General features: G+C 65.8%; 13 protein-coding genes. 5 read left to right on the forward strand and 8 right to left on the reverse strand.

The genetic code is table 11. The features are described from left to right. Positions 1-39: 39 nt before the first annotated feature. Together B9S64_RS02445 and B9S64_RS02450 are read right to left on the reverse strand one after the other, a co-directional pair. Positions 40-839, reverse strand: a protein-coding gene (locus B9S64_RS02445) for an IS5 family transposase (RefSeq protein ID WP_181387641.1) whose coding sequence is annotated in 2 segments (ribosomal slippage) — positions 40-500 and positions 500-839 — 801 coding nt in all. Because the reading frame shifts where the segments join, the coding sequence is not laid out codon by codon here. Positions 840-883: 44 nt separating this feature from the next. Next, a complete protein-coding gene (locus B9S64_RS02450) occupies positions 884-1,138 on the reverse strand; it encodes a DUF6332 family protein (RefSeq protein WP_181012443.1) in 255 nt (84 codons plus the stop codon). 146 nt (positions 1,139-1,284) lie between these two features. On the opposite strand from B9S64_RS02450, the gene B9S64_RS02455 reads away from it, so the two are divergent. Further along, a complete protein-coding gene (locus B9S64_RS02455; protein ID WP_181012444.1) occupies positions 1,285-1,458 on the forward strand; it encodes a hypothetical protein in 174 nt (57 codons plus the stop codon). A 94-nt stretch (positions 1,459-1,552) separates the two neighbouring features. Here the strand turns inward: B9S64_RS02455 and B9S64_RS34110 are convergent, their stop codons facing one another. From B9S64_RS34110 to B9S64_RS02465, 3 genes are all read right to left on the reverse strand, one after another. Then, positions 1,553-1,999 carry a hypothetical protein gene (locus B9S64_RS34110; RefSeq protein ID WP_146060183.1) on the reverse strand — a complete coding sequence of 149 codons (447 nt, stop codon included), beginning with the start codon at positions 1,997-1,999 and terminating at the stop codon, positions 1,553-1,555. A gap of 47 nt (positions 2,000-2,046) precedes the next feature. Continuing rightward, on the reverse strand, positions 2,047-3,318 hold the full coding sequence (locus tag B9S64_RS35370) for an RHS repeat-associated core domain-containing protein (RefSeq protein WP_309136899.1): 1,272 nt from the start codon (positions 3,316-3,318) through the stop codon (positions 2,047-2,049). A gap of 70 nt (positions 3,319-3,388) precedes the next feature. After that, positions 3,389-4,593, reverse strand: a protein-coding gene (locus tag B9S64_RS02465) for an IS3 family transposase (protein ID WP_103493589.1) whose coding sequence is annotated in 2 segments (ribosomal slippage) — positions 3,389-4,302 and positions 4,302-4,593 — 1,206 coding nt in all. Because the reading frame shifts where the segments join, the coding sequence is not laid out codon by codon here. A 186-nt stretch (positions 4,594-4,779) separates the two neighbouring features. On the opposite strand from B9S64_RS02465, the gene B9S64_RS02475 reads away from it, so the two are divergent. Beyond that, entirely contained in the window at positions 4,780-5,811 is a 1,032-nt protein-coding gene (locus B9S64_RS02475; RefSeq protein WP_103493591.1) for an NAD-dependent epimerase/dehydratase family protein, read from the forward strand. A 3-nt stretch (positions 5,812-5,814) separates the two neighbouring features. Here B9S64_RS02475 and B9S64_RS02480 read toward each other — a convergent pair whose 3' ends face one another. After that, on the reverse strand, positions 5,815-7,149 hold the full coding sequence (locus tag B9S64_RS02480; protein WP_258038042.1) for a hypothetical protein: 1,335 nt from the start codon (positions 7,147-7,149) through the stop codon (positions 5,815-5,817). A gap of 297 nt (positions 7,150-7,446) precedes the next feature. On the opposite strand from B9S64_RS02480, the gene B9S64_RS02485 reads away from it, so the two are divergent. Then, positions 7,447-7,905, forward strand: a complete 459-nt coding sequence (locus tag B9S64_RS02485; protein ID WP_103493593.1) for an ATP-binding protein — start codon at positions 7,447-7,449, stop codon at positions 7,903-7,905. 74 nt (positions 7,906-7,979) lie between these two features. Here the strand turns inward: B9S64_RS02485 and B9S64_RS02490 are convergent, their stop codons facing one another. Both B9S64_RS02490 and B9S64_RS02495 read right to left on the reverse strand, forming a co-directional pair. Continuing rightward, on the reverse strand, positions 7,980-8,462 hold the full coding sequence (locus B9S64_RS02490) for an SAM-dependent methyltransferase (protein WP_103493594.1): 483 nt from the start codon (positions 8,460-8,462) through the stop codon (positions 7,980-7,982). A 72-nt stretch (positions 8,463-8,534) separates the two neighbouring features. After that, on the reverse strand, positions 8,535-9,923 hold the full coding sequence (locus tag B9S64_RS02495) for a Tat pathway signal protein (RefSeq protein ID WP_181012445.1): 1,389 nt from the start codon (positions 9,921-9,923) through the stop codon (positions 8,535-8,537). 189 nt (positions 9,924-10,112) lie between these two features. On the opposite strand from B9S64_RS02495, the gene B9S64_RS02500 reads away from it, so the two are divergent. Both B9S64_RS02500 and B9S64_RS35465 read left to right on the forward strand, forming a co-directional pair. Then, positions 10,113-10,613: a DUF6415 family natural product biosynthesis protein gene (locus B9S64_RS02500; RefSeq protein ID WP_258038043.1), complete on the forward strand. Its 501-nt coding sequence runs from the start codon at positions 10,113-10,115 to the stop codon at positions 10,611-10,613. A gap of 176 nt (positions 10,614-10,789) precedes the next feature. After that, a complete protein-coding gene (locus B9S64_RS35465; protein WP_374936103.1) occupies positions 10,790-11,464 on the forward strand; it encodes a trehalase-like domain-containing protein in 675 nt (224 codons plus the stop codon). The last annotated feature ends 11 nt before the right edge of the window (positions 11,465-11,475 follow it).

The raw sequence follows: 11,475 nt of genomic DNA on the forward strand, positions 1-11,475 counted from the left end.
TCGCCGCAGGCGCACTCCCCGACGGCCTTAGAAGCCATCTCATTTGGCGAGTCTGCGGTAGCAGATGAGGGTGCAGGCGATGCTGGTGAAGGCGAGGAAGTGGTCGGCCTTTCGTTCGTAGCGTCGGTGTAGGCGACGACAGCCGGCGAGCCAGGACATGGTGCGTTCCACGGTCCAGCGGTGGCGGCCCAGCCGTTGCGAGGACTCGACTCCCTTGCGGGCGATGCGGTGGGTGATGCCGCGCTGGCGTAACCATCGCCGCAGGTGGGCGTAGTCGTAGCCCCTGTCGGCGTGGAGTTTGGCGGGTTTGCGCCGGCGCCGTCCGCGGCGCGAGCGGATCGGCGGGATGCCCTTGACGAGCGGGATCAGGGCCTGGCTGTCGTGCAGGTTGGCCCCGGAAATGCCAACGGATATGGGCAGACCTGACCGTTCCGTGATCAAGTGGATCTTCGAGCCGTACTTGCCCCGGTCGACAGGATTCGGACCTGTCAGGTCCCCCTTTTCAGGGCCCGCATGTTCACCGAGTCGATCGCGCACCGCGACCAGTCCAGCTCGCCGCGGGCACCGAGTTCGTCGAGGACCAGGCGGTGGAGCTTGGCCCACACCCTGGCCTTCGACCACTCCGAGAACCGCCGGTGGGCAGTGGCTCCGGACGGGCCGAACGACGCCGAAGGCAGCTGCTGCCAGGTACAACCCGACGTGGCCACGAAGACTATCGCCGCCAGCACCTCCCGGTCGCCGTGCCGACGCCGACCACCACGCTGCGGCCGTGACGGCGCCTCCGGCACCACCCGCTGGAACAACTCCCACAACTCATCTGGCACCAGCCGCTCAACGATCCTGACGCCGGGAGGCTACCGACCGCAAAGGGGAAGGGCCGTAGTCAGTGGCCCATTCGACGCTGCTCGTCGAACCGAAGCAGCACCCGTACCAGACGCCACACTCCGGCAACCGCTCCGAGCAGTGCACCCCCTACCAACACGCCTCTCTCTGCTGAGCCAGAGAGGTCAAGGACCAGGACGAGAGCCCAGGCGACGGCAAAGATCCCCCCAGCCAGCACGGCGGCAGTCACCAGGGCGAAAACGATCTCCACCGTCATTGCGTCCTTTTCCCACCGCGACTCACGCCCCATGTCCATGCTGCAAGTCTCACATCACGGTCAAGTCAACGGGCCTGCGCCTGGTCTCCCATTGCACGGGCGGCTCGATCGCCAATTGAGATGACTTCTAAGGCTTGGGCACAGCGACATCCTTCCCACCTGCCATACAAGGCAAGCCAGTTCAGATGTCACCCGATCGTGCGGCAGACCCGTGGGACTTCGCCGAGCGCCACCACGCGCCCTGGCTGGTCTGGGCGACACTCACCGCGACGGGCCTGGGCTGCGCGCTCGCGGTCCGCGCCCTCTCCCGCACCGGAGCCCTGGCCGGCCGGAAGCCCGCGGCGGCCGTGGCCACCTGACGGGCGCCGGGACCGGGCACGGAAACGCGTGACGGCCCGCCGGTGCTTCCGGCGGGCCGTCACGCGGTGAAACCCGGACGCCCCCCCCTGGGAACTACCAGAGCATCACGAGATCTTGATCCCTACCCTTGACGGTTTTCCACAAGGTGGTTTTGCCCTTGAGTTCGCCGAACCACAGGGTCGCTTCGCATCCGTCCTCGAAGGTCAGGAAAACTGTGGTCGCCTCCATTTCTTTCGCGCTGCTCCACGTCCCCTTGCCGGTTTTTGAGTAAACGCCGCCCGGATGACATTGAAAGAATTCGGATTCAAGTTCGTTCGCCTGGAAGTCTCCGTTTTTCAGAAGCTCGACGTACGAGGATCCGTCCTCCCATTTCTTAGGAATTTCCTCGGCGCTCATGACTCGCCCTGCGGGGAACTTGGCGGATTCGTCCCGCAGGACGGAGCACGCTGCACAGAAAATCACCAAAGCCAGCGCCAGGGCGGCGCGAGTGAGCCGGACCGCTGGGCGCAGGTGGGGGCGAATGTCGGGTGCGTGTGTCATTTTAATCGCTTTCGGGGATTTCTGTTCGAGGCATCCGGGTGCTGTATCTAATATTTGTATATGACCGTGCGGAAAGTGATGGTCATGTCGTGGGCTTTTCCGAATCCCATGAAGCCGTCGCTGTCGTAATTTCGCTGGATGAAACGGTCGGCTGGCGTGTTGTAGCCGGTTGCGACGTGCGCAAAGGAGGAGATCGACATGGTATTGCTCACCGTGATTCGAGCCTGAATCCCGAACGAGTTTGCTCTGATGATTTCGAATCTCGAACTGTACGATCCCAGTACTGCGGTCGCGACGTTGGTGTCGCCGGTTGCCATGGATCTCGCGTCGGCCATGAATTGCCCGAACTTGTCACTCTTTTCCGATATTGAATTTGAGGGCAAATCGCCTTCAGTCTTTCCCTTCTCGTAATACCGACTGGCGATTATTTTCCTCTGCTCTGCCATCAGGTCGGACGATGCGACCTGGAGGGCGACCTTGCTTCCTTCTCCGTAGACCGTTGAGGGTTCGTTGGCACCGAGGGCCCATCTCAAGCCGATCGGGACCAGCCCCCAGTCGCCGCCGCCCCGGATCGCGTCTTCAGGATTGCACCGCGTGTCGATGGTCATCAGCGCGCAGTCACGCTCACGCAGGTATTCAGGACTGGCTATGTGGATCGGAACGTAGGGGAGGACCTTGGGCTGAGGACCGACGAGAGGTCCGGCTCCGGTTCCGGTCCCGCCGAGACTGTTGAAGATGGGCGGGGCGCACACGTAGCAGGGCGGTGGGCTGGACACTGCACCGCCGCCACCATTGCTGCTACCCGGCTTCTTCGTCGAGGGTTTGGCCGGCTTCTTTTTCTTCTTCATGCCGGGGACGCCGTTCTGGCAGCTGGTGATCTCACCTGTGTGACACTCCGGGACTCCGAGTCCGCTCGGGTCGGAGAGCGCTGTCGGGTTCTGGGCGCCGTAACTGTAGCCGTTGAGAGTCTGTGGCATGTCGCTCTGGAACAGCGGGTCGACGCTGATGAAACGACCTGTATCGGGGTCGTACTCGCGGGCGCCGAGGTGAGTCAGTCCCGTGTCCTCGGTGTCGTCGATACCGCCCACGAAGCCCTTGGTGCCGGGCCAGTTCGTCGGAGTCTCGCCCCGGATAGCCCCGAAGGGGAGGGTGCGGCGCTGGGTGAGGGCCAGGCTGGTCGCGTCGATGGCGAGCTGGCCGGTGCCGTGATGGTCGGCGATGGTGAGTGAGTAGACGCCGGCGTCGTTCTGGATGGCGGTCTGGCCGCCGCCGAGGTCGATGTAGCGAGTCGCCTTGGGCTTGTCCGCGCCGGTCGCCAAGGTGACTTCGGAGTGCCCGAGGTAAAGGGTGACCTCGGCGGGGGCCTTGACCCCGAATCCTGAACACGGGTTATGCGGCTTGTGCCAGCGTAGTTGGTGTGCGATGGAGGGCGTTCTCGAAGGCGATGGGTGATCGTTGTCCGAGGCGGGAGTGTCGGCGTCGGGTGTTGTAGCGGTGGAGCCATCGGAAGGCGTCGAGTCGGGCCTCGCGCTCGGTCGGCCAGCTCTTCCGTCCTTGCAGGGTCTCGCGTTTGAAGGTCGCGTTGAAGGACTCGGCGAGTGCGTTGTCCGCGCTGGACCCGACCGCGCTCATGCTTCGCCGAACCCCTGCTGACCTGCAGGCTTCGGCGAAACTCCTGCTCGTGTACTGGGCTCCGTGGTCGGTGTGCATGATCGATCCGGCAAGGCTGCCGCGGGTGCGGATCGCAACGGCCATGGCGTCGGTGACGAGGTCCGCGCGCATGTGGTCGGCGATCGCCCAGCCGGCCAGACGGCGTGAGGCGAGGTCGATGACGGTCGCCAGGTAACAGAACTTCCCGCCGTCGACGGGCAGGTAGGTGATGTCACCGACGTACTTCGTGTTCGGCCTGTCCGCGGTGAAGTCGCGGCCGATCAGGTCCGGGGCCTTGGCGGCGGCCGGGTCGGGGACGGTGGTGCGGTGTCGGCGGCGCAACCGGACTCCTTCGATCCCGGACGCCCGCATGATCCTGGCGACCCGCTTGCGGTTGACCGCGACACCGTTCTCCTCGCGGAGCTCGGCGGTGATCCTCGGGGCTCCGTAGGTGCCGTCCGATTCCTGGTGCACCGCCCGTATCCGGGCCGCCAGGCGGGCGTCGGCCACCTGCCGGGCGGCCCGGTTCGCAGCTGTCCGGCGCCAGTAATAGAAGCTCGAGCGGCTCACACCGAGGATGCTGCAGAGCCGCTTCACGCCGTAGCGGCGCTGGAGGTCGGCGACACACTGGAAGCGGTTCACCAGCGCGTCTCCCCGGCGAAATACTTCGCCGCTTTGCGCAGGATCTCCCGTTCCTCCTCCAGCTCACGGATTTTCTTCCGCAAGGCGGCGTTCTCCGCCTCCAGCGGTGCCGGCGGCAAGGCTGGTTCCTGCGTCCGCCGTCCTCGGGGACGGCTCACCCCGGCTGCCCGAACCCAGTTCCGCAGCGTCTCCGGGTTGATCCCCAGATCGGCTGCGACCGACCTGATCGTCGCTTCGGGCCGCGACTCGTACAGCGCGACCGCGTCCGCCTTGAACTGCGGCGGATAGTTCTTCATGACCACGAGATGTCCGTCCTCAGGTCCTCAGGATCCAGTGTCTCGTGTGTTCAACATCAGGGGTCAAGGCCCCTCCACCGCCTCCCTCAACGTTGCGGGACAGCCCTTAGCGTTCGATGACTCCGCGTTCGGCAAGATCTTGGTCAACAAAGCCATAGCACAAGGGCGGAGCGAACGGGCAGGATCAGCACCATGAAGATTCTCGTGCTTGGCGGAACGTGGTTCCTCGGGCGTGCCGTTGCCCAGGCTGCACTTGATCGTGGTTGGTCGGTGACTGCCTTCAACAGAGGAAGGTCCGGTACCGCACCGGAGGGGACTCGCGAGGTCCGCGGAGACCGCACCGTGCACGCGGACCTGCTTCGCCTGGGAGAGCAAGGGCCCTGGGACGCCGTGATCGACACGTCGGCCTCCGAGCTGGCCCCCCGTGATGTGCTGGCCGGGGCCCAGGTTCTGGAGTCCGCAGCGGGTAGATACGTCTATATCTCGACCGTGAACGCTTACCGGGGGTGGCCAGACGAGCCACTGATCGAGTCGTCCGAACTGCTGGACGCACCGCCCGACGCCGATGTGAATTACGGACGGCTGCCGGCGAACTGGGACGGACCCGACTGGTACTACGGTCGGCAAAAGGCGGGCGCGGAGCGCGCTGCCACCGCGGCGTTCGGTACGCAACGCGTATCGATCCTGCGCCCTGGGGTGATCCTCGGTCCCGGAGAGTACGTGGGGCGCCTTCCCTGGTGGTTGCGCCGCACGGCCAAGGGCGGGACGATCCTGGCTCCTGGCAACCCCGACAAGTCGATACAGCCCGTGGACGTCCGCGATGTGGCCGCCTTCGCGCTCGATCAGGCGGCCTCCTCGGATGGCGGAGAGTTCAACGTCACTGCTCCCTTGGGCCGGGAGACGATGGGCGGATTCCTTACGTCCTGCCTCGATGCCACAGGGAGCAACGGACGACTGACCTGGGCACCCGATGATCTGCTGGTCGAGCATGGAGTGCAGCAGTGGACCGAACTTCCGCTGTGGCGCACCCATGCCGGGGCCTGGAACGTGGACTCGACTCGGGCGCACGCGGCCGGGCTGCGATGTCGGCCTCTGGCAGAGACCGTGGCCGCTACGTGGGAGTGGATGCAATCAGGCGGTGTGCCGGTCGAGCACCCTCGTTGGGCTGAGCACGGCATCTCGTCTGAGAAGGAGGAAGAGATCCTCGCGAAGTTGAGCTCGTGACTGTCAGGGCTCGATGGCCAATGGTGGTGTAGCCGTTAGCCGTTGTGCTGACGCCGCTGCCGTGAAGTCCTCGATTCGCTCACCAAGTTCGATGGCCTCCGTGGCAGCGCGGAAATCCGCGTGGGCGAGCCCGGCGCGGACTGCCGCCATGCGTTCGAGTGTCCCAGCTCCCCTCCACTCAGCCGGCACGCTGAAGGCCGGCTCAAGCGCTGCCTGGACTCCGTCGAGTTCGCCTCGCAGAAGTCGGGCACGTGCAAGGTCCACGTACGTCTGGGTCGAGATGAGCAGGGGTCGCTGATTCTCCGGCTTGGCGTCGAGGAGCTGAAGGGCTTGCTCCGCAGCTTCCTCGGCGCCATCGGCATCTCGAAGCAGCAGGTAGGTAGTCGCGTTGCTCATGGCCACTCGGTCACTCGGGAACCCGAACTCGCCGCCGACGTCATCATGGAGTTCGTCCCGCGATCCGGAGCCCTGTTCAAGGGTGTTCCGTATTGCCCGCTGCGCTGCCGCGTGATCTCCCAGGTGTCCGTGGGCCCGGCCCTCGATGACGAACAGGCGCGTCATCGCCGTGTCGCCGAGCCCTCCGAACTGCTGCGCAGTTCGGATCAGGCGGACGGCTTCCGCCGGACGACCACCCCAGTACGACAGGAACGCAAGGGCACCGTGTGCGTACGCCTGGAGCGGGCCGTGTTCGATCACCTGGCCGTACAACGCTGCTGTACGGGATAGAGAAACGGCAGCCGGGAGTGACCCCAGGTCAAAGCAGATCGCGGAGAGCATAGCGGCCGACTGGCCAGCCGCCAGGTATCCGCGCTCCCGCTGGCGGGGCACCTGAGTCCGTTCCAGCATCGACTGCGCGATGCTCAACAGTTCCTTCGCCCTCCGGTAGACCTCGAAGGGGGACGTTCGGCTGTACTCGCGTGCCAGGGAGACGATGTCGTCGTCAAGCTGGTCGAGTGTCATGTCCGGCACGCTGAGGGACGCGGCGTCCCCAGCGTGCGAAGCGGCATCCCGAGCAGTCATTGCAAGATCACTCTCATTGATCGTGGATACGAAGCCGGCACCCGGCGGCGGCTCCTTGCTTGGCGGCGCGCTTAGGAGAGCACGGGCGCTGTGCCCGAACATGTACTCCAGAATTTCGGGTGCAGGCGGATTGGGGAGCCCCCTCACCTTGCCGCCGGTCCACCGGCGGTAGGTCTGTTCCTCTACCGTTGCCGTGGACGGGGGCTCGCCGGCTGCAGCAGATATCTCCTTCGCGGCCTTCTCGTACTCTCTCCTGAAGCGGGCGTACGTCCAGCCGCGTTCCCAGGTCAGCAGCTGAAGCAGTGTGCGTACTTCCATCTCCAACGGCTCCCTTCTGGCCGGTGGCAATGAGGAGGCCCGTCTCGGCCAGGGTGTAGGCCCCGCGGTCCAACTATTGCCCAACTTCGCTGCCGGTAAGAGATCTTGAAGCCAAGTGGGGCTCAGATGACATGTTGGTGATACCCGCGTCACCCGCCGGCGACGCAGGTGATACCCACGGTGACATGGTGGGCTCCGAGTCCCAGGGGGAACCTTGATCTCCCCTCGCCGTCACCACGATGAGCGTCTTGGACTGGCGAGGCACGGTCTGCTAATCCCCACGAAGCCGAGGCCCTCATGAGCCAGAGCACCACCTCTCAAACGTGCACCAAGCGGTACACCCGGGCCCCCCGGCAATCCACTGCACCCATAGGGGCAGACGCATTCCGGGCCGCCTTCCTGCCCGACACCTCGGCGGTCGCGCGTATGCGGGCCTCGACGGCGGCCTTTCTGCGTCGGTTCGGTCTGACGGGGCCGGTTGCCAGCAGCGTGGTGTTGGTGGTTTCGGAACTCGTCACGAACGCGATCAAACACGGTTATGGCGAAGTTGAGCTTGAGATCCGAGTTGTGAGCGGGACGATCTCCGTATCCGTGACCGACGAGAATCCGGCGCCGGCGGTGCTGAAGCAGCCGGGACCGGACGACACGTCCGGCCGAGGAATGGCACTGGTCGAGGCTTACTCGGACAGGTGGGGCAGTACAGGCGAAAAGACGTGGTGTGAGTTTCGACACGACAGAGCCGGGAGCGCGGCATGAACGCCGCATCCCGGTTGGCAACTCGCCAGAACGTTCTCGGAGACGCCCCCGGCGAACAGTTACAGCGAGCAGGTCTACGAACGCCCCGCTGCGGTGCGCCAATAGTCGGCGAGCATCTCACCCGGCCAGGTCGGTTGGGACACGGCGCCTCTGGGCCCCATCTCCTGGAAGTACGGGGCGAGGTCCACAACTGGAGTCCCGTCGACCGCATCGAGATCCGTCACCCGAAGGTCCCGGCCATCCACACCCAACAGTCGTGGATAGCTGACAGCCAGCTGGTTGGGCCGCCGGTGGTTGCGGTGGACGAATGTACCGGTCGTCGGCCACCTCGGATTTCCCCGTGGGCTCCGCGCGTGCAGCTGGACGTCTTCCGGCCGCGCCATGTGAAAGCGCCACGTCACCGTCAGGTGGGAGAACTCCTCAATGCCCTGCAATGTTTCGAGGGGATACGTGTCGTTGAGCCTGATGACGGATTCGATCCCGCCCTGGTAGTCGTCCTGAACGCGGGTGTGACCCCCGACCACCGTTGCGATCGACTCAACCTCGTACGTCGCCATCAGGGGTCGTTCCTCTCACTCAGAGTTTTGCATCCTGTTGCCGTCATGCGAAGCAACGGGCCTGCTCCAGGGTCAGCCTATGACCCGCAGCATCTCCCCTGCCCGGCGGTCCAATTCGGCAACGTGGCGACCTCCGCGTTGCCGAAAGGGCGAGAGATCACTTTGCATCCGAACTATGACGTCGCGGGCGCGGCCCGACAGAACGCCGGCCATGGCATCGAGGGCTTGCCCCCAGGTAGCGCATGCCTCGTCGAGGCGGCCTTGCTGGACCTGGACAGCGCCGAGGTACCCAAGGGTCACGCTGTGGGTGCGGGCGTATTGCTGGCGTCGGCGGGTGGCGACGCTGCGCTGGAAGTGGATCTCCGCGTCGCCTGGCTGCCCCAGGTCGCGCAGGGCGCAAGCTGTCTCGTGGGCGAGGGAGGCGTCCTGGAAGAAGTCCACGCGGCCTGGCGCATCGTCGTTGTCGGCGCGGGCGAGGTCCCGCTCCGCTCGGGTGATGGCCTCGATGGTGCCAGACCGGTTGCCGTCGGCCGCGAGCGCTCGTGCGTGAACGATCGCGAGCAGGGCTTTCTCCCGCTGGCTGGCCTGGCCGTAGCGGTCGCGGGCCATGGAGGCGTCGGCCAGGGCGAGCGCTTTGCGTGGGTGCCCGAGGTCCACCGCTTGGTGGGCGAGGGCTCGCAGGATGTGGCCGGCGAGTGGTCCGTCCCCGGCTTCGGCCGCGATGCGGGTGGCAAGGGTGAGGTAGCGCTGGGCGGTGCGGTGCTCGGAGGCGTCGAAGGCCATCCAGCCGGCGAGGTAGGTCATCTCCGCGACGGCGGAGTACGTGTCCCGGCGGCTCTGTTCCGTGCGGAATCGGCTGCCGAGCAGGGGGACCGCTTCGTCGCGGAGGTGGCCGGCCAGCGCCGAGCGCCCGGAGGCGCCTCCGCGCTGCTGGTCTCGCGCGGAATAGAAGTTGGTGAGGTCGCGGACGTCGTTGATGTCGGCCTGGGCCACCAGCCGGGGAGAAACTGCCGTGCGTCTGGCTGCTGCGGCAGGGGCGGCTGCCCACCACGAGGCGGTGGGCAAGGCCAGGCCGGCGGCGGAGTACGCGGAGGTCGCCAGCAGTTTGCGTCGGTGCATGTCCAGATCGTCGCTTCCCAGCTCGGCCAGCACAGTCAGAGGGTCGACGCTCCAGTCAAAGCCGCTGTCGGTCGTGCCTGTCGGCACGTCTTCCAGCCCGAGGTCAGCCAAGGTGAGGCGGCGGCCGAGCTTGCGGGAAAGCGTCTCGCGCAGGATATGCCGCGCTATCGCGCTGGGCTTCGTGCCCAGGACCCACATGGAGATATGCGAACGGGAGATGGCCTCCAGCTCCCGTACGTCACTCTCCGCAGCTACGCGGGCGACAGCAGCGGCTGCTTGAGGCTGGGACCAGCCCGCTTCGCGCAGAAGGGCGGAGAAGGCGAGGTTTCGCTCACGGGCCATGGACTGCCCCTCGGTTTCGAAATGATCTTTGGCGCCTTTGGCGGCCTTGGCAGCCGTGCAGGCATACCCCTCGGCGGTGATTCAGGGTTCGCTCAAAGTAGCGGCCGGATCACTCACTATGCACGTCAGCCGTCGGCACTCCAAGGCCAACCTCGCTCAACTTGGCGTGCTCTACACAGGAGTTGTGTCATGCGTCTCTCTCTGGGCCTGCATCAGAAGACCTGTCACCGCAATGGCAGAGGCAAATGGTTCGCCCTCCCTCTGGAGACGGCCGATGTCCAGCGGGATCATGCGGTGTCTGCCGCGGAGACGGTAGCCCTCGTATTGGACGAGGAGTCCCCGCTGCCAGAGAGCGCCAGCGATGTGGAGGAACTCGCACGGCGCCTTCGCGGTCACATCAGCCAACTTGGGGCCGCAGCCCCGCCGAGAGCGCCCGAGTTACTCAGCGCGCAGCGGGTCGCTTCGGCGGACGTCCCGGGCGGGTACGTGCCCAGCAGGGTGCACCTGGTCAAGCTGGCCGGGGCAACCAGGGTGCTTATCGCGACCGTGCAGGCGCTCGGTGGCACCGCCCCTTCGAAGCGGACCCGGAAATGGCGTGCGTGGAAGCCGAGGATCAACGCGATGCGCGGTTCGGTCTTCGCTCTTGCCTTCGCCTGCTTGATCGTCGCCGCCTCGGTGCCCCGGCCATGACCTCACTCTCCGCGGACGACGAGCAACCGGCCGCGCTTGTCCGCAGACAAATCCTCCCCGAGAGAGCGAGCACCCGCCGCCCCGGTAACCGCCAAATTGCTCCTCATCTACCGTTCCCGGCCGCAGCGGCGGCCCATTGCCTTCCCGGATTCCCGGGGTCTACGGAGATCCACACAATGACTCGCCTTCCGCGTATCGAGCAGTACGGTCTGATCGGCGACATGCAGACCAGTGCCCATGTCTGCGACGACGGTTCGATCGACTGGTTGTGCCTGCCCCGCTTCGACTCGCCGGCCGTCTTCGCTGGCCTGCTCGGCACCCAGACTCACGGCTTCTGGCAGATCGCCCCGGCCCCGTCTGCCGGCCGATCCGACGCTGGAGTGGTTTCCGAGCGCCGGTACCGCGGTGACTCGCTCGTCCTCGAATCGCTGTGGCGCACCCCGTCGGGGTCGGTTCGGGTGCTCGACTTCATGCCGCCGCGCGACGGAGTACCCCAGGTGATCCGAATCGTCGAGGGCGTGGCCGGCGAGGTGCCCTCTTTCTGGCTCGTAGATGCCTTGGCCCTGACGGGCCGCCTGGGTGAGGCCCACGCCCGTTTCGAACGTCTTCTCGCGCTGCGCAACGACCTCGGCCTCCTCGCCGAGGAGTACGACACCATTCAGCAGCGCCAACTCGGAAACTTTCCGCAGGCGTTCAGCCACATGGGCTTGATCCAGAGCGCCCTGCTCCTGCAGCAGCTGGCGACCCAGTCCTCTCCCCACCGAGGCGCGGTGACGATTCCGGCGTGTGGGCCGCAGCAGAACCACAACGCCACGACGTCGCAGCATGCCCAGCCGCCCCTTTTCCACTGACGAGGATTCCC

This window comes from Streptomyces sp. SM18 (assembly GCF_002910775.2).
GTDB classification, from domain to species: domain Bacteria; phylum Actinomycetota; class Actinomycetes; order Streptomycetales; family Streptomycetaceae; genus Streptomyces; species Streptomyces halstedii.

Excerpts from the sequence above, each read along its gene's own strand:
- B9S64_RS02495 (WP_181012445.1), bottom strand. The coding sequence starts at position 9,923 with ATGGCCCGTGAGCGAAACCTCGCCTTCTCCGCCCTTCTGCGCGAAGCG.
- B9S64_RS02485 (WP_103493593.1), top strand. The coding sequence starts at position 7,447 with ATGAGCCAGAGCACCACCTCTCAAACGTGCACCAAGCGGTACACCCGG.
- B9S64_RS02480 (WP_258038042.1), bottom strand. The coding sequence starts at position 7,149 with ATGGAAGTACGCACACTGCTTCAGCTGCTGACCTGGGAACGCGGCTGG.
- B9S64_RS02475 (WP_103493591.1), top strand. The coding sequence starts at position 4,780 with ATGAAGATTCTCGTGCTTGGCGGAACGTGGTTCCTCGGGCGTGCCGTT.
- B9S64_RS02450 (WP_181012443.1), bottom strand. The coding sequence starts at position 1,138 with ATGGACATGGGGCGTGAGTCGCGGTGGGAAAAGGACGCAATGACGGTG.
- B9S64_RS02490 (WP_103493594.1), bottom strand. The coding sequence starts at position 8,462 with ATGGCGACGTACGAGGTTGAGTCGATCGCAACGGTGGTCGGGGGTCAC.
- B9S64_RS34110 (WP_146060183.1), bottom strand. The coding sequence starts at position 1,999 with ATGACACACGCACCCGACATTCGCCCCCACCTGCGCCCAGCGGTCCGG.
- B9S64_RS02455 (WP_181012444.1), top strand. The coding sequence starts at position 1,285 with ATGTCACCCGATCGTGCGGCAGACCCGTGGGACTTCGCCGAGCGCCAC.
- B9S64_RS35465 (WP_374936103.1), top strand. The coding sequence starts at position 10,790 with ATGACTCGCCTTCCGCGTATCGAGCAGTACGGTCTGATCGGCGACATG.
- B9S64_RS02500 (WP_258038043.1), top strand. The coding sequence starts at position 10,113 with ATGCGTCTCTCTCTGGGCCTGCATCAGAAGACCTGTCACCGCAATGGC.